The sequence below is a fragment of the Nonomuraea glycinis genome (assembly GCF_014646515.1).
GTDB classification, from domain to species: Bacteria; Actinomycetota; Actinomycetes; order Streptosporangiales; family Streptosporangiaceae; genus Nonomuraea; species Nonomuraea glycinis.
In genome coordinates this window covers 1-517 of record NZ_BMNK01000047.1, presented here as the reverse complement: position 1 = coordinate 517, position 517 = coordinate 1, and the positions used below count along the sequence as shown (strand labels likewise).

Annotated in this window: 1 protein-coding gene; it reads right to left on the bottom strand. The window is 69.2% G+C overall.

The features are described 5' to 3' along the window. Positions 1-458, bottom strand: a 458-nt coding sequence (locus IEY87_RS45335; RefSeq protein ID WP_189145105.1) for a transposase, incomplete at its 3' end; no start/stop codon positions are given. Between the last annotated feature and the right edge of the window lie 59 nt (positions 459-517).

Sequence of the window (517 nt, the reverse complement as noted above, 5' to 3'; positions counted from 1 at the left end):
GCGATGACGATGGTGGCGTCGATGTCGAGAGGGATTAGCTCTCCGTCGGCTCCGGGAGCCCGGGCTCCGGCCAGTTGCCAGGCTCGCCGGCGTGCGTCGGCGCGAGCGGCCCGGATGGCTTTCAGTGCTCGGGCTGGGTCGGCGGCGAGGCGGTCGATCAGCCGGGAGACAGTGGGGTCGGAGGCGACGTGCCCGAACAGGTCGGGCTGGGAGCGCAGCAGTGCGATGTCGGCCAGGCAGTCACCGCCGAGAGCCAGGGTGAGGGCCAGGTCGGTGATGACCTTGCCGGGGTCGTGCACGGCCCGGGCCGGCCGCCAGCGCTGCAACTGGGTGGATAACGTTTGGTCCAGCCCGGTGACGCGGAGGGTGTGGAGTAGCAGCAGGGCCCCTGCGTGGGAGACGAGCCCCGAACCGTCCGCGGACACCACGATCTTGCGCTGGGACGCGATAGTCTTCACTCGGAAAGTGCCTTCTGATCTGGCGTGGACAGGACTCTAGACAAGCCCCATCCTCCCAG